Annotated in this window: 1 protein-coding gene; it reads right to left on the bottom strand. The window is 77.5% G+C overall.

The genetic code is table 11. The annotated features are described in order from the left end of the window. Positions 1-181 precede the first annotated feature (181 nt). A partial coding sequence (locus D1643_RS11410; protein ID WP_160710685.1) for an HIRAN domain-containing protein occupies positions 182-550 on the bottom strand: 369 nt, incomplete at its 5' end.

Below are 550 nucleotides of genomic sequence, written 5' to 3' on the forward strand. Positions count from 1 at the left end.
CGACGCTGCCGCCCGCAACGATGCCCCCACGCCTGCCAGCCGCCAAGGCCAGGCCGCCGCGCCGGCCGCGCTCGCCGGCGCCATCGGCTGCGCGGACGCCGCCTCCGATGCCCCCGCACCCGCCCTGCGCCCTATCCACGCCACGCCCGCCGGCACCGTGCCGACCGACGCCATCGCCCCGCTAGGCATAGAGCCTCACCTCCATCTGGATGCGCGTCCAGTTGCCCAGCTGATCCACCGACCCCACCAGGCCCGCCACGTCGCGGCCGCCGTCCAGCAGCCGCGCCACCACCTCGTTGTGCTCGCATGACACATAGCCCAGGCGGTTGCCGCGCCCGTCGCGCACCTCCGTCGCCCAGGGGTCGTAGGGATTGCAGCGGTCGCGCACGAAGGCCAGCTCGTCGCCGGGCGCAAGCCCGTCGGCCAGCGCCCGCACCCCCGGCACGTGGCGCGTGCCGGCCACCGCCGTCTCATCCACCAGGCACACCGACCGCGCGTCGTCCGCGACCCCGTGCACCCGCCGGCGCGCGGCGCCGCCCGCGTCGCGCCC

Source organism: Enterorhabdus sp. P55 (genome assembly GCF_009911695.1).
GTDB lineage: Bacteria > Actinomycetota > Coriobacteriia > Coriobacteriales > Eggerthellaceae > Enterorhabdus.